This window comes from Actinorectispora metalli (assembly GCF_056323685.1).
Genome location: NZ_JBREYE010000002.1, coordinates 281,661 through 302,574 on the forward strand (window position 1 = coordinate 281,661; position 20,914 = coordinate 302,574).

Sequence of the window (20,914 nt, forward strand, 5' to 3'; positions counted from 1 at the left end):
CAAGCAATTACTAGTAATTCAACAGAAAGTACAGGCCGAGGTCGGGCGGGTGGTGGTGCCACCCGCCCGACCTGCCCGGTTACGACTGGCTACTCATCTGTTCACGCAGGCTGCGGGGGCGCATGTCGGTCCACACCTCGTCGACATGGGCCGAGCATTCCTCTTTGGTGCCCTGGAAGCCGTCGGCTTTCCAGCCTGCGGGGATCTCCTTGTCGGCGGGCCAGAGGGAGTACTGCTCCTCGTCGTTGAGCAGCACCTGGTAGGTCGTGTTGTCATCCATGGTCGTGTGCCTCTTCCCTTTCCGGTTTCCGTTCGACGTCGCGCGGGAAATCGCGCAGGTTCGGGTTGATGGTGGACAGCAGGGTCATCACGGCGATGCCCGCGCTGAGCAGCAGCACCGTCGGCGCGCCGGGCAGTACCTCCATGAGGAGGCCGCCGATCACCGGGCCGGTGACCGATGCGGTGCCGAGCACCACGCTCATTACGCTGCTCATCCGGCCGCGCATCTCGTCCGGGGTGAGCAGAAGCTGGTAGGTGGTGATCGTGATGTTGGCCGTGGGCGCCAGGAACGCCATCGCGGCGAACATCGCGCCGAGCAGGTAGCCGTTGTGCACGAACACGGCCAGCGGGCTGATCACCGCCAGCGCCCAGAACACGCCGATGATCGACATATACGGCGTGACCAGGCGCCGCAGATACGGCGCGGACAGCGCGCCGAGAATGCCGCCCGCGCCGAGCATCGCGGCCATGATGCCGATCTCGCCCGAGGGCACCCCGCGCTGCGCGGCCAGGGTGATGATCACGATGTAGAAGGCCTGGAAGAACAGGTTCAACCCGACCGCACACCACGCCACGGTCCGCACCAGCCGTTGCCGCCACATCCAGCGCAGGCCCGCCACCATCTCGTGGCGGAGATCCGCGGCGGGCGCGGGTTCCCGGTGCTGCTTCGGGATGCGGAGGAACAGCAGCATCACGAACGACACCAGGTGGGTCAGCGCCTGGAGGCCGAAGGGCAGCCAGTTCCGCAGCGCGAACAGGAACCCGCCCAGCGCCGTTCCGGACAGCTGCCCGATGTGGCTGCGCGCGGTGTTCATCGCGACCGCCGTGGACAGCTGCTCCTCAGGCACCAGCCTCGGCAGGCTGGCGTCCTCGGCGGGTTCGAACAGCGCCGTGCAGACTCCGGTGGCCACCGCGACCACGAGCAGGTGCGGGATATCGGCCACGCCCCACCACAGCGCGAGGACCAGGCTGCCGATCGCGAGTCCCCGGACCGCCTCGCAGGCCAGCATCACCTTCTTGCGGTCCCAGCGGTCGACCAGCGCACCGGCGGGCAGACCGACGAGAAGCTGGGCCGCCGCGTCCACCCCCAGCACCAGGCCCGACAGGCCGGGGGAGCCGGTCATGGCGAGCACCAGCAGCGGCAGCGCGATGGTCGTCGCGCTGACACCCACCTCGGACAGCGCCTGCCCGACCCACAGCAGCCGGTAGTCGCGGTTGCGCGACAACGGGACCGCGGTCATGACAGCCGCGCCTTCCGCGCCGAGCAGTCCCGCGCGATCAGGCGGAGCGCGTCGGCGAACGCCGCCGCCAGCCGATCCACTGTGGACCGCTCGTGCACGTCCGGCTGGTAGTACCAGGTGAAGCCGAGCCGCCCGGACTCCACACCGCCGACGACCTCCAGCAGCTGCGCGGCGCGTTCGGCGGGGTCGGTGTCGTGGCCGACCGAGCCGTGCACCGCCCGGTACAGGCCGCTGTCCGGCTCCCCGGAGGTGTTGTCCCACTGGCCGAGGTAGTTGAACGACAGCTGCGGCTCCGGCCCACCCGCGGGCAGGCGGTCGGTGAGGTAGCGCAGCGCGCCGTAGCCGAAGCCGTTGCCTGGCACCTCGCGCAGTTGCCTGCGCACCGACTTGACCAGGTCACGCCATTGCGGTTCGCCTGTCGGCACCTCGATGGAGACCGGGAATTCGGTGGTGAACCAGCCGACCGTGCGGGACAGGTCCACCCCGTCGATGACGTCCTCGCGGCCGTGGCCCTCCAGGCTCACCGACACCACCGGGTGTTCGGTCCAGCGGGAGACGCTCCAGGCCAGTGCCGCGAGCAGCACGTCGTTGATCCTGGTGCGGTAGGCCGCGGGCGCGCCGCGCAGCAGCGCGTCGGTGTCCTTTTCGGACAGTGAAATGGTGAGGGTCTCGCCCGGGGTGCCCGGTTGGGGTGGTGAATGGTCCACCGGCAGTTCGGCGGTCGGCGGCGCCGAGGACCAGTACTCCAGTTCGTGGTCCAGCGCGCCGCCGCGCACGTGCTCGCGCAGCCTGGTTGCCCAGTCCCGGAAGGAGGTGGTCTTCGGGCCGAGGTCGATCTCTTCGCCTGCCGCCGCCTGCTGGTACGCGGTGTCCAGGTCCTCCAGCAGGATGCGCCAGGACACGCCGTCCACCACCAGGTGATGCGCGGTGAGGAACAGCTGCGGGGTCGGACCGGTGAACAGCACCGCCTTCAGCAGGCACCCGCTGGTCAGGTCGAAGCTCGCGTGTACCTCGTCGGCGATCTTCTCCAACTCCTGTCCGTGCCGCTCGCGGTCCACTGTGGACAGGTCGTGCACGGTGAGCAGCGAGTGGTCCTCGACCGGTGCGTTGTACTGCCGCAGATCGTCCTCAACGCGTTCGAACCGCATCCGCAGCGCGTCGTGGTGCCTGAACACCGCCGCCAGCGCCGAGCGCAACGCCGTCTCGTCGACGTCCGCGGCCAGGTCGACCAGCATCGACTGGTTGTAGTGCTGCGGGTTGACGCGATCGGTGTCGAAGAACCAGCGTTGAATCGGGGTCAGCGGCGCAGGCCCCACCACCGGCTCCCGCTCGTCCGGCCGGGCTTCCTCGGTTCGGACCACCTGCGCCAACGCTGCCACGGTCTGGTTGGCGAAGAGATCCTTGGCGGTGGCGCTGAGCCCCGCCTGCCGGGCCTTGGAGAGGACCTGGATGGCGAGGATGGAGTCGCCGCCGAGGGCGAAGAAGTTGTCTTCCACCCCGACCCGCTCCACGCCGAGGGTCTGCGCCCAGATCTCGGCGAGCCGCGCTTCGGCCTCGGTTCGCGGGGCCACATAGGACTGCGTCGGTTCGGATCGGGTGTCCGGTGCGGGCAGTGCCCGGCGGTCGACCTTGCCGTGCGCGTTGAGCGGCAGGGCGTCGAGTGCCACGAACGACGAAGGCACCAGATGTTCGGGCAGTCGCTGCTGGAGCCAGGACCGCCAGTCGACGGCCGCCGTGCGTTCGCCCGCGAGGTAGGCGACCAGCCGCTTGTGCCCGTTGTGCTGGGCGGCGATCACCACGGCGTCGGCGACCTCCTCGTGGTCGCGCAGGGTGTTCTCGATCTCGCCGGGTTCGATGCGGTAGCCGCGGATCTTGATCTGGTCGTCGGTGCGGCCCAGGTACTCGACCGTGCCCTCCGGTGTCCAGCGGGCGCGGTCACCGGTGGCGTACATGCGGCTGCCGGGTGGGCCGAAGGGGTTGGCGGTGAAGCGCTGCGCGGTGAGCCCCGGCCGGTTGAGGTACCCGCGGGCAAGCTGGTCACCCGCCAGGTACAGCTCGCCAGGCACCCCGATGGGCTGCGGGTTGAGGTGCCGATCCAGAACGAAGGCCCGCACGCCCGCGAGCGGGGTGCCGATGACCGGGACGGAACTGTCGCCGACCTGGCAGGACAGGGCGTCGATGGTGCATTCGGTCGGGCCGTAGAAGTTGTGGCTCGCCACCCCCGGCCTGTCCGCCAGTTCCCGCCAGAGCGGCGCGGGAAGGGCCTCGCCGCCGATGGTGAGCACGCTCAGCCCCGTGTCGAACAGCCCGGCGGGGATGAGTTGCTGGAGCCAGGTCGGGGTGATGTCGAGCAGGTCGATGCCCCGGTCCCGGACGTAGGCGACCAGTGCTTCGGTGTCGCGGCGGGTGTCGTTGTCGATCAGGTGCAACTCGTGGCCCGCCGCCATCAGCAGCGGCCCTTCCAGTGAGGTGTCGAAGGAGAACGCCGCGGTGGCGGCCACCCGCATCCGGTCGCGTCCCGCCAGCAGGTTGTCGCGGTGCAGGTGGAAGAGGTTGGCCAGGCCCCGGTGGTCGACCAGCACACCCTTGGGTTTTCCGGTGGAACCCGAGGTGTAGATGATGTACGCGCCGTGCTCCGGCCGCGGCGCGGTGGCCGGGTCGTTGTCGGGCTGATCCCCGGTATCGGTGCTGTTGAGAACCACCACCGGTCGGGCGTCACCCAGCAGGTCGCGGATGCGTTCCGGTGGGAGGTCCGGGTCGATCGGCAGGTACACCCCGCCCGCCTTGAGCACCGCGAGGAACCCGATGACCATCTCCTCGGACCGCGGCAGCGCCAGGGCGACGACCTTCTCCGGTCCGACGCCCAGCCCGATCAGGTGGTGGGCCAACCGGTTCGCGCGGGCGTTGAGTTCGGCGAAGGTGAGAGTGGTGTCGCGGAACACCAGCGCGGTCTCCTGCGGGGTGCTCCTCACCTGGTCCTCGAAGATCCGCGACAGTGTCGCGTCCGGCACCGTCCGCTCGGTGCCATTCCAGGACCGCAGCAGTTCGCGTTCCCGCTCGGACGGCAGCGCGAGGTCACGCAGCGGCCGGTCGGGGTCGGCGGCGATGCCAGCGAGCAGGACGGTGAGGTGCTCGGCCAGCCGTCGCATGGTGTCGGCGTCGAACAGGTCGGTGTTGTACTCGAACGCCGCGTGCAGTTCGCCCTGCCGCTCCTGGAACTCGACGGTGAGGTCGGAGCCAGCGGTCCGCACCGGCAGCGCCAGTTCCTCCACCGCCAGCCCGGCGAAGGACGGCACCTCGGCCGGGGTGTTCTGCAGCAGCACCATCACGTCGAACAGCGGGTTTCGGCTGGTGTCGCGTTCCGGCCGCAGCACGTCCACCACGCGTTCGAATGGCACATCCTGGTTCGCGAAGGCCTCCAGGGTGGTCTTCCGGACGCGGTCCAGGAACTCGCCCGCGGTCAGCGTCTCGTCCACCTCGGTGCGCAGCACCAGCGTGTTGATGAAGAACCCGATCAGGCCGGTCAGCTCGGCGCGTTCCCGGCCGGAGGTGACGGTGCCGACGGCGATGTCGTCCTGTCCGGAGTACCGGGCGAACAACAGCTGGCAGGCCGCCATGAGCGTGACGAACAGCGTGCCGCCCCGCCGTTGCCCCACCGCCTTGAGCGCGGCGGTCACCTCGGCGTCGAGGGTGAACTCGTGCATGGCGCCCGCCGCCGTGCGCACCGCGGGACGCGGTCGGTCGGTCGGCAGTTCCAGCGGCGGCACCTCGGCAAGCTGCCGCTGCCAGTAGCCGAGCTGTTCGGACAGGTCGAGGTGTTCGCGCTGCCACACCGCGTAGTCCGCGTACTGGACGGGCGGTGCCGGCAGGACCTCGCCCTGGTAGAGCGCGGCAAGCTCGTCGACGAGGACGTTCATCGACCAGCCGTCGGTGATGATGTGGTGCATCGAGACGACCAGCGCGTACTCCTCCGGGCTCAGCCGGAGCAGCAGGACTCGCAGCAGCGGGCCGGTGCGCAGGTCGAACGTGCGATCCGCCTCGGCGAGCAGGAGCCGCTCCACCTCGGCGTCGTCGGCGACCTCCACCACCTCGGCCGTCAACTCGCTCGGCGGATGGATGACCTGGACGCCGAGGCCGTCCACCGAGTCGAAGGTGGTGCGCAGCGACTCGTGGCGGGCGACGAGTTCGGTCAGCGCCCTGTTCAACGCGGGCACGTCGAGCGCGCCGCGCAGTCGTGCCGCGAAGCGCGTGGTGTATTCGGTGCTGTCCGGTTCGAACTCGTTGAGGAACCACAGCCGCTGCTGGGCGTAGGACAGCGGCAGCGCGCCGTCGCGGGGCACGCGCCGGATCTCGCCTGCCGTCTTCGCGTCGGCGGAGCCGTCCGTGATGACCTGGGCCAGCCGGGCGACGGTGGGATGGGTGAACACCTCGCGGGGCGAGAGGGTGATGCCGAAGGCGGCACCCAGCCGGGACGCGACCTGGATGCTGAGGATCGAGTCGCCGCCGAGTGCGAAGAAGTCGTCCTCGATGCCGATCTGCCGCACCCCGAGCACGCTCGACCAGATCTCGGCGACCACGCGTTCAGCGGCCGTCCTCGGCGGCACGTGGCCTGCTTGTGAGTCGGCCTCGAAGACCGGGGCCGGCAGCGCACGGCGGTTGATCTTGCCGCTGGAGTTGAGCGGGATCGCCTCCAGCGGGATGAACGCCGAGGGCACCATGTAGTCGGGCAGGCTGCGCCCCAGCCAGGCACGCAGGTCCGCCACGGAGGGCGTCGCACCGTCGGGCACCACATACGCCACCAGCCGCTTGTGTCCATTGTGGTCGGCGGCGATGACGACGCTGTCGGCGATGCCGCGATGGGCGCGCAGCGCCGTTTCGACCTCGCCCGGCTCGATCCGGAAGCCGCGGATCTTGACCTGGTCGTCGCGGCGGCCCAGGTAGTCGAGCACCCCGTCGGCGGTCCAGCGGACCAGGTCGCCGGTGGCGTACATGCGGCTGCCGGGCGGACCGAACGGGTTCGCGATGAACCGCTGCGCGGTCAGGCCGGGGCGGCCGAGGTAGCCGCGGGCCAGCTGGTCACCGGCCAGGTACAGCTCACCGGGAACCCCGACGGGCACCGGCCGCAGCCTCGCGTCCAGCACGTAGGTCGCGGTGTTGTGCACCGGGGTGCCGATCACCGGCCGCGGGTGGTCGTCGACGGTGCAGTACACCGCGTCGACCGTGCATTCGGTGGGGCCGTAGTAGTTGTAGCCGGTGGTGTCGGCCGCGGTGAGCTCCCGCCACAGTGATTCGGTCGCCGCCTCACCGCCGATCAGGACCATGCCCGGGCGGTGCCGGGCGTCGGTGAGCAACCCCGCGTGCACCAGCTGCTGGGCGTAGGTGGGGGTGAGGTCGAGCAGGTCGATTCGGTTCGCCACCACGTATTCGACGACCGCGGCCGGGTCCAGCCGGGTGTCGTCGTCGATGACGTGCAGCTCGTGCCCGGCGGCCAGGCACAGCAGGCCCTCCCACGAAGTGTCGAAGGTGAACGCCGCGGTGAGCGCGGCCCGCAGCACCCGGCCGGTGGGTGCGAACAGCTCGGCGTGGTGGTCGAAGTACAGGTTGGCCAGGCCGCGGTGGTCGATGACCACGCCCTTGGGTTTGCCGGTCGAACCCGAGGTGTAGATGACGTAGGCGGCGTGCGCCGGGTGGATCTCCACCCCCGGATCGGTGTCCGGCAGGCCTTCCGCTTCGGCCGAGCGCAACACCACCAGTGGCTTCGCGTCGTCCAGCAGGTAGCGGATGCGGTCCTCGGGCTGGTTCGGGTCGATGGGCAGGTAGGCACCCCCGGCCTTGAGCACCGCGAGGAGCGCGATGACCATGTCGGCGGAACGGGGGAGGGCGAGCCCGACGATGCGTTCCGGGCCGACGCCGAGGCCGATCAGGTGGTGCGCCAACCGGTTGGCGCGGGCGTTGAGTTCGGCGAAGGTCAGCACGGTGCCGCCGAAGACCAGGGCGGTGCGGTCCGGGGTGCGGGCCGCCTGCTCCTCGAAGATCCGCGGGTACGACGTGGTGGGCACGTCGAGGCCGGTGTCGTTCCAGTCGGTGAGCAGTTGGCGTTTCTCGGATTCGGCGAGCAGCGGCAGATCCGCCACCGACCGCGCGGGGTCGGCGGCGATGCCGGTGAGCAGCGTCTCCAGATGGCCCGCGAGCCTGCGCACCGTGGCGTCGTCGAACAGCCGGGGGTCGTAGGCCAACTCGGCGTGCAGCCGCTCGGCGAGGTGAGCGCTGAGCGTCAGCGGGAAGTTGGTGGTGTCCACCGCCCGCACGTCCAGCACGCCCAAGCCCGCGTCGGTGGTGGCGGCCGCGTCGATGGGGTAGTTCTCGAACACCACCGCGCTGTCGAACAGCGGCCGTCCGGCGGGGACGGCGCTGTAGGACTGAAGCTGGGTGAGCGAGACGTGGTCGTACTGCCGGCCCTCGGTCTGCTGAAGCTGTACTTCCCGCAGCCACTCCGACACGGTGTCGCCGTCGCGGACCTGGACGCGGGTGGGGACGGTGTTGATGAACATGCCGATCATCGACTCGACGCCGGTCAGGTCGGCGGGCCTGCCGGAGACGGTGGTGCCGAACACCACGTCGTCGCCCCCGCTGTACCGCGACAGCAACAGCGCCCACGCGCCCTGCACGACCGTGTTGGCGGTCAGGCCGTGCCGCTTGGCCATCCGGTTGAGCTCGCCGGTCCGCTCGGGGGACAGCTCCAGCGTCACGGTGGCCGACGACTCGGTGTGGTGCGCTTCGGCGGGCTGCCGGTCGTAGGGCAGCGGCGTCGGGGTGTCCACCTCGGCCAGCACGCCCCGCCAGTAGCGTTCGGCCGCCTTGGCGTCCTGGCGGCTCAGCCAGGCCGGGTATTCGCGGAACGGTCGCCGCCGCGGCAGCCGCGGCGGCCTGCCGCCGGTGTCCGAGGCGTACAGCTCGCACACCTCGGCGAACACCTGGCCGGTGCTCCAGCCGTCCAGCAGCACGTGGTGCGAGGTCCACACGATCAGCGCCTCGTCCTCGGGCAGCCGGATCACCGCCACCCGCATCAGCGGCGCCGCCGTGAGGTCCATGCCTTGCGCGCGGTCCTCGGCGAGGAACCTGTCCAGCGCGGTCTCCCGGTCCACAGTGGACAAGTCGCGCCAGTCGAGTTGGCGGATCGGCAGTGTCGCCTTCGCGTGCACGACCTGCAACGGCTCGTCGACGCCTTCCCAGACGATCCCGCTGCGCAGCATGGGCGTCCGGTCCACGACGGCCTGCCAGGCCCGGCCCATCGCCTCGGGATCGGCCACCCCGGACAGGTGCAGGGTGAGCTGGTTGAAGTAGGCGCCCGCGGCGGTGTCGACCAGGCTGTGGAACAGCATCCCGGCCTGAAGCGGGGTGAGCGGGTGGATGTCCTCGGTGTCGGCGCCGCTGATGCGGTCGACCTGCGCCTGGTTCAACCGGGCGAGTGGGAAGTCCGATGGCGTGCGCCCGCCCGCCTCCGGGGTGCGGCAGTGCTCGATGATCTCGCGCAGCGCAGCGGTCATGCCGTCGGCGAGTTCGCGAATGGTGTGTTCGTCGTGGAGGTCGGCCGAATAGGTCCAGCCGAGTTCGAGCTTGCCGTCGGCGACCGCGCCGATGATGTCGATCAGGCAGGAACGGGGGGAGTTCGGGTCGACGTCCGAACCGATCCCGCTGCGCAAGGAGCGGATCAGGCCGTCGTCGGCCTGCCCGCCGCCCCACTGGCCGTGGTAGTTGAAGCTGATCCGCGGCTCCGGCGCGTCGGCGAGTTCGCCTGCCAGGTAACGCAGCGCGCCGAAGCTCAGCCCACGGTGCGGCACCGCGCGTAGCTGTTCCTTCACCGACTTGAGGGTGGCTCCCCAGTCGTTGCCGGGGATGTGCAGCGCCAGCGGGAACTCGGTGGTGAACCAGCCGATCGTGCGGGAGAGGTCGACGCCGTCGATGATCTCCTCCCGGCCGTGGCCCTCCATGCCGATCAGCACCCGGTCACGGCCGGTCCACCCCGCCAGCACCCGCCCGAGAGCGGCGAGCAGCAGGTCGTTGATCTGCGTGCGGTAGACCTCCGGCACCTCGTGCAGCAACGCGCGGGTGTCCTCGGGACCGAGGCGCACCGTGATCGTCCGCGCCGAGGCGGCGGTGTTGTCGCCCGCCCGGTCGGTGGGCAGATCCGGCGGGGCGTCCACCCCGCGCCAGTACGGCAGGGCGTCGTCCAGAGCGCCCGTCTTGACATGTGCCGATAGCTGCTGAGCCCAGTCCCGGTACGGGGTGCTCGCGGTGCCGAGGTCGACCGGCTGACCGGCCGTGATCTGCCGGTAGGCGGTCTCCAGGTCCGCGAACAGCACCCGCCAGGACACGCCGTCGATCACCAGGTGATGGGCGGTGACGAACAGTCGCGGCGGCCCGCCGTCGGCGCTGAACAACGCGGCGGCGAACACCCGCCCGGCGGCCGGGTCCAGTTTCGACCGCAGCGCGTCGGCCAGTGCCGTCTCCTCGTCCACACCGGACACCCGGTGGTGCGGCAGCGGGACCGCGGCGCCGAGCGGCACCACGTCCTGGGTGTCGCCGGTGAACCGCAGTCGCAGCGCCTCGTGCCTGCCGATCACGGCGTGCAGAGCCTGCCGCAACGCGTCCTCGTCCACCTCCGGGTCCAGGTCGGCGAGCATCGACATGGTGAAGTGGCCTTCGATACCGGAGTCCCGGAAGAACCACCGCTGGATCGGGGTGAGCGGTGCCGGGCCGGTCACGGTCGGGGCCGCGGCCGCAGGCTCCTGCGCGGCGGTGAGCTGGAGTTCGGCGATCGTCTGGTGCAGGAAGATGTCCTTGGACGTCAACCGCAGACCCGCCTGGCGGGCGCGGGAGACGATCTGGATGCTCAGGATGGAGTCGCCGCCGAGTGCGAAGAAGTTGTCCTCCACGCCGACCCGCTCCACACCCAGCGCCTCCGCCCAGATATCGGCGAGAACCCGTTCGGCGTCGGTCCTCGGCGCCACATGCCCGGTGGTCTCATCGGACGCGGGCGGCGGGGCGGGCAGGGCGCGGCGGTCGACCTTGCCGCTGGAGTTGAGGGGAATCCGCTCCAGCGGGACGAACGCCGAGGGCACCATGTAGTCGGGCAGGCTGTTCTTCAGCCAGGACCGCAGTTCCGCGGGTGCGGGCACCGTCCCGTTGGCGGGCACCACATAGGCGACGAGCCGGTCGCGGCCGTCGTCGGCGCGGGCGACCACCACGCTGTCGGCGAGTTGCTCGTGGCCCCGCAGGGTGTTCTCGACCTCGCCGGGTTCGATGCGGTGGCCGCGGATCTTCACCTGCTCATCGGTGCGGCCCAGGTACTCCACGGCACCGTCGGCGGTCCACCGCACCCGGTCGCCGGTGGCGTACATGCGGCTGCCTGGCGGGCCGAACGGGTTCGCCACGAACCGCGCGGCGGTGAGCCCGGACCGGTGCAGGTAGCCACGGGCAAGCTGATCCCCGGCCAGGTACAGCTCGCCGGGGACACCGACGGGCACCGGCTGCAGCGCGGAGTCCAGGACGTAGGCCGCGACGTTGCGCAGCGGCCTGCCGATGACCGGCGTCGGATGCTGGTCCACCCGGCAGGACAGGGCGTCCACTGTGCACTCGGTGGGTCCGTAGAAGTTGTGGCTGGCGATTTCCGGTACGGCGGCCAGCTGCTGCCAGAGGTCGGCGGGCAGCGCCTCGCCGCCGAGCATGAGCACCGCGGGCGCGGCGTCGAGCAGCCCGGCGGGAATGAGCTGCGCCAGCCACGACGGGGTGAGGTCGAGGAAGTCGATGCTGTGGCGGGCCACGTAGTCGACCAGGGCCTCGGCGTCCAGGCGGGTGTCGTTGTCGATCAGGTGCAGCTCATGGCCGTCGGCCATCAGCACCGGTCCTTCGAGCGAAGTGTCGAAGGTCAACGACGCGGTGGTGGCCACCCGCAGCCTGCCGCGCCCGGCGAGGAAGTCGGCGCGGTGGCTGTGCAGCAGGTTCACCAGGCCGCGGTGCTCGACCAGGACGCCCTTGGGTTTTCCGGTGGAGCCCGAGGTGTAGATGAGGTAAGCCCCGTTGTCCGGGGTGATCGGGACCGCCGGGTCGGTGTCGGGCTGGTCGCCGATTTCGGTGCTGGTGAGCACCACGGCGGGCCGGGCGTCGTCGAGCAGGTAGCGCACCCGCTCGGCGGGCTGGTCGGGGTCGATGGGCAGGTACACCCCGCCCGCCTTGAGCACCGCGAGGAACCCGATGATCATCTCCTCGGAGCGCGGCAGCGCCAGGGCGACGACCTTCTCCGGTCCGACGCCCAAGCCGATCAGGTGGTGGGCCAGGCGGTTCGCGCGGGCATTGACCTCGGCGAAGGTCAGCTTGGTCTCCTTGAACACCAGCGCGGTGTGGTGCGGGGTGCATGCTGCCAGGTTCTCGAACACCTGCGGGAACGTCATCGCGGGCACGGCCAGCGCCGTGTCGTTGCGGCCCTCGATGAGCTCGGCGTGCTCCTCGTCGTCGAGTAACGCGAGGGAGTCCATGGGTCGGTCGGGGGCGGCGGTGATCGAGCCGAGCAGCGTGGTGAGATGCCCGCCCAGCCGCCGCATCGTGTCGGCGTCGAACAGGTCGGTGTTGTACTCGAACGCCGCGTGCAACTCGCCCTCGTGTTCCTCGAACTCGATGGTGAGATCGCAGGTCGCGGTGTGCACCGGCAGCGGAAGCGGCTCGACATCCAGGCCCGGCAGCTCAGGCATGGGGGTCGGGGTGTTCTGTAGCAGCACCATCACGTCGAACAGCGGGTTCCGGCTGGTGTCGCGTTCAGGGCGCAGCTCGTCGACGACCCGTTCGAATGGCACGTCCTGGTTGGCGGTGGCCCGCAGAACGGTGTCCCGCACCTGACCGAGGAACGCCTCGAAGTCGCGGTGTCCGTCCACTGTGGAGCGCAGGACGAGGGTGTTGACGAAGAAGCCGATCAGCCGTTCCAGGTCCGGGTGCTCGCGGCCGGACACGACCGTGCCGACGGCGATATCCCGCTGCCCGGTGTAGCGCGCCAGCAGCAGTTGGCAGGCCGCCACCAGGGTGATGAACAGGGTGCCGTCCTGTCGCTGCCCGAGTTCCCGGAGACCGGCGAGGACGTGCGCGGGCACCGTGAACCGGTGCACCGCGCCCGCGGAGGTCCGCACCGCGGGCCGTGGCCGATCGGTGGGCAGCTCCAGCGGCGGCAGGTCGTGAAGCTCCTCCCGCCAGTGTGCGAGCTGTTCACCGGTGGGCTGCTCGCGTTGCCACACCGCGTAGTCCGCGTACTGGATGGACAGGGCGGGCAGGTCGGCGCCGCCGTACAGCGCGGCCAGTTCCTCTACCAGCAGGCCCAGTGACCAGCCGTCGGTGATGATGTGGTGCATCGAGACGACCAGGACGTGCTCGTCCGGCGCCAGTCGCACCAGCAGGTTCCGCAGCAGCGGCCCGGTGCGCAGGTCGAAAGGCCGGGTCGTCTCAGCGAGCAGGATGCCGTCCAGATCACCGTGATCCGCGTCGACCACAGGCACGGTCACCGGGTGCGGCGGATGGATGAGCTGAATACCCCGACCGTCCACCGAGTCGAAGGTGGTGCGCAGCGACTCGTGCCGCTCCACCAGCGCGGTGAGCGCGGCGTCCAGCGCCGTGGGGTCGAGTGCGCCGCGCAGCCGCATCGCGAAGCGGGTGGTGTACTCCGAGCTGTCCGGTTCGAAGTCGTGCAGGAACCACAGCCGCTGCTGTGCGGGCGACAGCGGCAGCGCCCGGCTGCGGTCGGCGCGCGGGATGGTGCCGTCGGCCGTCGGCGCCGTGGCGGCGACCGTGCTTGCCGCGGCGGCCAGTTCCGCGACCGTCGGGTGGGTGAACACCGCCCGCGGCGAGATCGCCGTGCCGAACGCCGAGCCCAAACGGGAGGCGATCCGGATGCTCAGGATCGAGTCCCCGCCGAGGGTGAAGAAGTTGTCGGTGGCGCCGACCCGGTCGACGCCGAGCACCTCCGACCACACCTGGGCGACCAGGCGTTCCGCATCGGTCCGCGGCGGGACGTGTTCGGCGGTGGCCGCCGCGGCGTCCGGGGCGGGCAGCGCCTTCCGGTCCAGCTTCCCGTTGCGGGTCAACGGAAGGTCGTCCATCAGTACGAACGCCGCGGGCAGCATGTGCTCCGGTAACGCCGCGGCGAGCGCCGTACGCAGGGCGTCCGCTGTCGGCTCCTGCCCGGGGGCGGGCACCACGTAGGCGACCAGGCGCTTGTGCCCCGGCTCGTCCTCGCGGGCCACCACCGCGGCCTGCGCCGCCGCCGGCAGCGCGGCCAGTGCGGCTTCGATCTCGCCGAGTTCGATGCGGAAGCCGCGGATCTTCACCTGGTGGTCGGCGCGGCCCAGGTACTCCAACCGCCCGCCACGCCACCGCACCAGGTCACCACTGGCGTACATGCGCTCGCCAGGGGCGCCGAACGGGTTCGCCGGGAACCGCTCCGCGGTCAGGCCCGGCCGGTTGAGGTAGCCGCGTGCCAGTCCCGCACCGGCCACGAACAGCTCGCCGACCACGCCCGGCGGCACCGGGCGCAGGTCCCGGTCCAGGACGTAGACCCGCAGATCGGGGATGGGCACGCCTACCGTGCTTCCCGGGGCGCTCACCGCGGTGTCGGCGTCCAGTTCGATGTGGGTGACGTGCACGGTGGTCTCGGTGATGCCGTACATGTTGACCAGCCGCGGCAGGTCCGGGTGCCGCGCGTACCAGCCGCCGAGCCGCCGCAGGTCCAGCGCCTCGCCGCCGAAGACGACATACCGCAGGCTCAGCTGTGGCCGCAGGTCTTCGTCGGCGCGCATGAGCTGGTAGAACGCCGACGGCGTCTGGTTCAGCACGGTCACCCGCTGCTCCGCGAGCAGCGCCAGGAAGTCGCGTGGGGAGCGGCTCACCTCGTGCGGCACCACGACCAGCCGCCCGCCGTGCAGCAGCGGACCCCAGAGCTCCCACACCGAGAAGTCGAAGGCGTAGGAGTGGAACAGCGTCCACACGTCCGAGGAGTCGAAGCCGAACCAGTGCTCGGTGGCGGTGAACAGCCGCACGACGTTGGAGTGCGGGATCACCACGCCCTTGGGGCGCCCGGTGGAACCGGAGGTGTAGATGACGTACGCCGGGTGCTCGGGCCGCAGCCCTGCGCGCGGCGGAGCGGCATCCGGCCCGCCCTCGGCACCGTCGACATCGGACAGTTCGAGGCAGGCAACGGGTTTGGTGTCGGCGAGCATCGCGTCGATCCGCTCGCGTGGGTAGTCCGGGTCGATCGGCAGATACGCCGCTCCCGCCTTGAGCACGGCGAGCACCGCGACGACCAATTCCGGTGACCGCGGCAGCAGCAGCGCCACGAACTTCTCCGGACCGGCGCCGCGCCCGATCAGCTTGTGCGCCAGCCGGTTCGCCCAGGCGTCCAGCTCCGCGTAGGTCAGCTGCCGGTCCTCGAACGTGACCGCCACGGCGTCGGGCGTCGTCGCCGCCTGCGCCTCGAACAGCTCAGGAACCGTTGTCTCACAGGCGCTTGCGACACTGCCGTTCCACTCCACCAGAAGCTGACGCTCGTCCGCTTCGGTGAGCATCGGCAGTGCGGAAACGCTGCGAAGCGGATCGGCGGTGATGCCGCTCAGCAGCACCTCGAGGTGCGTGGCCAGCCGCTCGACCGTGGCCGCGTCGAACAGGGACGGGTCGAAGCACAGCTCGACCTGCAACCGCTCGCCGAGGTGGGCGCGCACGCTGAGGCCGAAGTTGGTGGTGTCCACCGCCGCGACACCGGTCAGCCGCAGACCCGACTCGCTCGCCTCCTGGAACGGGTAGTTCTCGAACACCACCGCGCTGTCGAACAGCGGCGCCCCCGCGCCCGCCTGCAACCGGGCCAGCGAAACGAAGTCGAACTGCCGCGCCTCGTTCTGGTGCGCCTGGAGGTCACGCAGCCAGGACACCGCGTCCGAGCCGCCGTCCACGCGAACCCTGGTCGGCACGGTGTTGATGAACATGCCGATCATCGACTCGACACCCGGCAGGTCCGCGGGTCGCCCGGACACCGTCGTGCCGAACACGACCTCGCTTTCGCCGCTGTACCGCGACAGCAGCAGCGCCCACGCCCCTTGCAGGACGGTGTTGGCGGTCAGCCCGTGGCGCCTGGCCATCCGGTCCAGCTCCGCGGTCCGCTCGGCGGACATCACGAGCCGCACCGACGCCGAGGACTCGCCGCGATGCGCCTCGGTGGGCTGCCGGTCGTAGGGCAGCGGGGTGGGGCGGACGTCCGCGAGCGCCTCCCGCCAGTAGGCCTCGGCCGCCGCACCGTCCTGGCGGTTCAGCCAGGCCAGGAACTCGCGGAACGGCCGCCTGCCGACCAGGCGGGGCGGGCGCTGCGCCACGGTGGCCGCGTAAAGCTCGCAGACCTCCTGGAACACCTGGCCCAGGCTCCAGCCGTCGAACAGCAGGTGGTGCGAGGTCCACACCAGCAGGACCTCGTCGTCGGTGAGCCTGCACACGGCGATCCGCATCAGCGGCGGCGCCGTGAGGTCCATGCCGAGGGCCCGGTCCTCCTCGCCCAGCCGCACTTTGGCTCGCTCACGCTCCACATCGGACAGTGAGCGCCAGTCGTGGTGGGTGATGGGCACCGTTACCCGGCGGTGCACGACCTGCAGCGGTTCGTCCACGCCCTCCCACACCATGCTGCTGCGCAGCACGGGAGTCCGGTCCACCACCCGCTGCCATGCCGCCGCGAACGCCTCCGGGTCGGTCACACCCGCCATCCGCAGCCTGGCCTGGTTGAAGTAGGCGCCCGCGCCGTCCACGAGGCTGTGGAAGAGCATCCCCGCCTGGAGCGGAGTCAGGGGGTAGATGTCCTCGACGGTGGTGCCGTCGCCGACGATGCGGTCGACCTGCGCCTGGTCGAGCCGGGCGAGCGGGTAGTCCGACGGGGTTCGCCCGCCCGCCTCGGGCGTGCGGCAGTGCTCGACGATCTCACGCAGCGCGGCGACCAGTTCCTCCGCCAACGCGCGGACGGTCTGTTCGTCGTGGACATCCGCGCAGTAGTGCCAGCTCAGTTCCAACTCGCCCGCCGACACCAGCCCGGCGATGTCCAGCAGCCTGCCCCGCGTCTCCGTAGGCGCCAGGTCGTGGCCGATGTCCTCGCACCTGGCCCGGTACAGCCCGCGCTCGTCGCCTGCGACATCCCACCGGCCGTGGTAGTTGAAGCTGACCTGTGGCTCCGGCGTATCGGCCAACTCGCCCTTGAGGTAACGCAGCGCGCCGAAGCTCAGCCCGCGGTGCGGCACGGCGCGAAGCTGCTCCTTGACCGACTTCACCGTCGCAGCCCAGTCCTGCTCCGAAAGATCCAGGGCGAGCGGGTACTGGCTGGTGAACCAGCCGACCGTGCGGGTCAGGTCCACGCGATCGAGGATGTCCTCGCGACCGTGGCCCTCCATGGCCAGCAGCACCCGGTCCCGGCCCGTCCACCGGGCCAGCACTCGACCCAGCGCGCTGAGCAGCACGTCGTTGACCTGCGTGCGGTACACCTCGGGCACCTCGTGCAGCAGCGCGTGGGTGTGCTCGCGGTCCAGCCGTGCCGTCACGACCTTGGTGGCGGCCACGGTGTTGGGGCCGTCGCCGTCGACCGGCAGCGGGCCGGGGTCGCCGACGCCCGACCAGTAGGCGAGGTCCCTGTCGAACCCGCCGGTCCGCACGTGGTCGGCCAGCCGGTGCGCCCAGGTGCCGAACGAGGTGCCGACCGGTTCAAGCCGCACCTCGCTGCCCGCCGCGGCCTGCCAATAGGCGGTTTCCAGGTCGCCGAGCAGAATCCGCCAGGACACGCCGTCCATCACCAGGTGGTGCACGGTGATGAACAGCCGCGGCGATTCCCCGGTGAACAACACGGCCCTGATCAGCGGCCCGTCGTGGATGTCCAGGCTGTCCTGCGCGCGCACCGCGACGGAGTGCGGGTCCGGCGAGGTGGACAGCTCCAACGCGGGGGATGCCTCATTGGCCGTCACCACCTGGGTGCCGTCCGCGAAGGTCGTGTGCAGGGCGTCGTGGTGGGCCACCACAGCGTCGAGCGCCCTGCCCAGCGCGGGCACATCCACGTCGTCGGGTAGCTGAACGAAGGTGGACATGGTGAACCGGTTGCGGATACCGGAGTCCTCGAAGTACCAGCGCTGGATCGGGGTCAGCGGCGCCGGACCGTCGATCTGCTCCGCGACCTGCTCGCCGGAGGTGCTTGTCACCGCGGCGAGTTCGGCGATGGTCTGGTGCAGGAAGATGTCCCGGCCGGTGATGTCCAGGCCGGCCTGCCGGGCGCGCGAGACGATCTGAATGCTGAGGATGGAGTCGCCGCCGAGTGCGAAGAAGTTGTCCTCCACGCCGACCGAGTCGATGCCGAGTACCTCACCCCAAATGCCGGCCAGGGTCCGCTCGGTGTCGTTGCGTGGGCCGACCTGTCCGGTCTCCGCCTCCCACGCGGGCGCGGGCAGCGCGCTGCGGTCGAGCTTCCCGTTGGGACTCAAGGGAAGCGCCTCGAGCGTGACGAACGCGGCGGGCACCATGTAGTTGGGCAGCGACTTGCCGAGCAGCTCGCGCAGGTCGGTGACGGCGGGCGCCTGGTCCGCGGCGGGAACGATATAGGCGACCAGCCGTTTCAGACCGGGCTGGTCCTCCCGTGCGATCACCGCGACCTGGCCGACCAGCGGGTGCGCGGCCAAGGCGGTCTCGATTTCGCCGAGTTCGATACGGAAGCCGCGGATCTTGACCTGGTGGTCTGTGCGGCCCAGAAACTCCAGCTCACCCGCCGCGTTCCAGCGGACCAGGTCACCGGTGCCGTACATGCGCCCGCCGGGCGGGCCGAACGGGTTGGCCGTGAACCGCTCCGCGGTCAATCCCGGGCGGCCGAGGTATCCGCGGGCCAGACCGGCGCCCGCGACCCACAGCTCGCCGGGCACCCCGATCGGCACCGGCCGCAGCTCCCGGTCCAAGACGTAGACCTCGGTGCCGGGGACGGGCGAGCCGATGGGCGGGACGCGCCCCGGCTCCAGCGGCTCGCTCCACGAGGTGACCACCGTGGATTCCGTGGGGCCGTAGGCGTTGATCATGCGACGGCCGGGCGCCCAGCGGTCCACCAGTTCGGCCGTGCACGCGTCGCCGCCGACGATCACCGTGCGGAAGTCGGGAAGGTCGGTGTCGGGCACGGTGGCCAGCGCGACCGGGGGGACCAGAGCATGTGTGACCTTCTGCTCGGCGAGCACCTCGGCGAGTTGCTGCCCCAGCAGTGGACCCGGCGGCGGCACGACGAGGGAAGCGCCCGCGGGCAGCGCCATGCAGAGTTCGAGGACGGAGGCGTCGAAGCTGGGGGAGGAGAACTGGAGCACCCGATCTCCGGGCCGGACCTGGAAGTGGTCCACCTCCGCCGCGGAGAACGCGGCCACCCCCGCGTGGGACACCACGACACCCTTGGGGCGCCCGGTGGAACCCGAGGTGTAAATGACGTATGCCGGGTGGGTGGGCAGCAGCGGAGTTGCCGGGCTTGCCGTAGGCAGCGCCTCTAGAATGGACGCGGTCTCCGGGCTGTCGAGCACCAGCGGCGCTTCGACGGCGGGCAGCCGGTCGGCGCACTCGGCGAGGGTGACCACCAGGACGGGGTCGGAGTCGGTGAGCATGAACCGGATGCGCTCGGCGGGGTAGTCCGGGTCGATCGGCAGGAACGCCGCGCCCGCCTTCATGGCCGCCAGTTGCGCGACCACGATCTCCACCGACTTGGGTAAGGCGAGCGCGACGATCCGCTCCGGCCCGGCGCCAAGCTCGATCATCAGCTGCGCCAGCCGATTGGCGCGGACGTCGAGTTCGGCGTAGTTCAGCTGCTCCTCCCCGAACCGCACCGCGGGCAGGTCAGGCGTGCGGGCCACCTGGGCCTCGAACAGCTCGGGCAGCGTCGCCTGCGGCACCTCGGTGCCACTGTGCCGCAGCAGGGTTCGGGTCTCGGTCTCCGTCAGCAGCGGCAGGTCGCGCACCGGGCGGTCCGCGTCCGCGGCCACCGCGGCCAGCAGCACCCCGGCGTGGTCGGCCAGCCGCTCGATCGTCGACGCGTCGAACAGGTCGGTGTTGTACGTCAGCGTCGCGTGCAGGCACTCGTCCTGTTGTGTGAACTCGACGGTCAGGTCGAACATGGCCGACCGGCCCGACACCTCCACCGGCTCGGTGTCCAGACCCGCGAACCGCGGCAGCTTCGGCGCGGCGTTCTGCAGCAGCACCATCACGTCGAACAGCGGGTTGCGGCTGGCGTCCCGGTCACGCTGCACCGCGTCCACGATCCGGTCCAGCGGCGTCTCGTCATGGGCGAACGCGTCCAGCACGGTCTCGGCGACCTGGCCGAGCAGATCGCGGAACGAGTCCCGCTCACGCACCGCGGAACGCAGGACCACCGTGTTGGCGAAGAACCCCACCGCCCGGTTCACCTCGGGGCGGTTGCGGCCGGAGGTGACGGTGCCCAACGCGACGTCGGACTGGTTGGTGTAGCGGGAGAACAGCACCGAGCAGGCCGCGACCAGCACTGTGAACAGCGTCGTGTCGGTGGACCGCGCCAGCTCACCCAACTTGCCGGTGACGCCGGACGGGACGGTGAACTCGTGCGTGGCGCCCGCGAAGGTGCGCACGGCGGGCCGCGGCCGGTCCGTCGGCAGCTCCAACGGGGTGAGCCCGGACAGCTTCCGGGTCCAGTGCTCGACGTGCCGCTCGCCCCGGTTGCGTTGCCAGGCGGCGAAGTCGGGGTACTGCAACGGCACCTCGGGCAGTGCACCGGTCCCGTTGTAGAGCGCGCACAACTCGTCCAGCAGCACGCCCATCGACCAGCCGTCGGTGACGATGTGGTGCGCGGTGAGCAGCAGCACGTGCTCGGCGTCGGCGACCCGCACCAGCAGCGCCCGGAACAGCGGGCCGCCGCGCAGGTCGAAGGGCCGCGCGTACTCCTCGCCCAGCAGTCGGTCCAGGTCGTCGCCGTCCAGGTCGATCACCGGCAGCGGGACCTCGGCCGGGGGCCGCACGACCTGGGTCGGACGGCCGTCCACCACCTCGAACGTGGTCCGCAGCGCCTCATGCCGCTCGCCCAACACGGTCAGTGCCGCGGTCAGCGCCGCCACGTCCAGCGCGCCGCGCAGCCGGAACGCGACCGCGCTGTTGTACCCGGCCCCGCCGGGCTGGAACTCGTCGATGAACCACAGCCGCTGCTGGGAGAACGACAGCGGGATCGGGCCGGTCCTGTCCGCCGGGGGAATGCCGTCGGACTGCGCGGACTGGCCTGCCAAACGGCGCTGAAGCTGCTCTCTCAGGTGTGCGGGCAGCGCGGAGATACGGCTTTGCCTTGATGACGACACGGGTTTGTC

General features: G+C 70.8%; 3 protein-coding genes. All 3 read right to left on the minus strand.

The features are described from left to right. Positions 1–79 precede the first annotated feature (79 nt). From ACU6XJ_RS21545 to ACU6XJ_RS21555, 3 genes are read right to left on the minus strand one after another with little or no spacing between them, the layout of a single operon-like run. On the minus strand, positions 80–280 hold the full coding sequence (locus tag ACU6XJ_RS21545) for an MbtH family protein (protein ID WP_476314634.1): 201 nt from the start codon (positions 278–280) through the stop codon (positions 80–82). Continuing rightward, complete coding sequence (locus ACU6XJ_RS21550; RefSeq protein ID WP_476314637.1) at positions 273–1,520, minus strand: MFS transporter; 1,248 nt, start codon at positions 1,518–1,520, stop codon at positions 273–275. Before ACU6XJ_RS21550 ends, ACU6XJ_RS21545 begins: the two co-directional genes overlap by 8 nt. Beyond that, on the minus strand, positions 1,517–20,905 hold the full coding sequence (locus ACU6XJ_RS21555) for a non-ribosomal peptide synthase/polyketide synthase (RefSeq protein ID WP_476314640.1): 19,389 nt from the start codon (positions 20,903–20,905) through the stop codon (positions 1,517–1,519). Before ACU6XJ_RS21555 ends, ACU6XJ_RS21550 begins: the two co-directional genes overlap by 4 nt. Positions 20,906–20,914: the final 9 nt, after the last annotated feature.